The sequence below is a fragment of the Chitinimonas violaceus genome (assembly GCF_052601015.1).
In genome coordinates this window covers 1-340 of sequence record NZ_JBQXDJ010000258.1, presented here as the reverse complement: position 1 = coordinate 340, position 340 = coordinate 1, and the positions used below count along the sequence as shown (strand labels likewise).

The 340-nt window shown below is 51.2% G+C and carries 1 protein-coding gene; it reads left to right on the top strand.

All coding sequences use genetic code 11. The features are described 5' to 3' along the window. Nucleotides 1–236 (top strand): hypothetical protein (locus ACUHMQ_RS21200; protein ID WP_445297414.1); only part of this gene is annotated, 236 nt, incomplete at its 5' end. Between the last annotated feature and the right edge of the window lie 104 nt (nt 237–340).

Sequence of the window (340 nt, the reverse complement as noted above, 5' to 3'; positions counted from 1 at the left end):
AAAATCCACGGGTGAGACTAGCCCGTAGAGATATAGTTATGCACAGTCGCCGGTCAAACGGCGGCAACCATCACTGGGTCAATATTCAATCGGCAGGGTGGGTCAATATTCAATCAGCGCAAACAATTTGGGAGGCAGAAGCTGTTCGCCTGGGTGCAAAAGCACCGGCACCGGGCAAGATGTCTGCCGCTACAAAGGGATTGGCCGGTTGGCAGGGTAATCCCCCCGGAAAATAGGGGTGTGCAGAAGTAGAATTTTCTCGGATAGAGGGAGTTCTACAAAATGAAGAAATCGAGATTTTCGGACAGCCAAATCATCACCGTGCTTAAGGAGGCAGAGG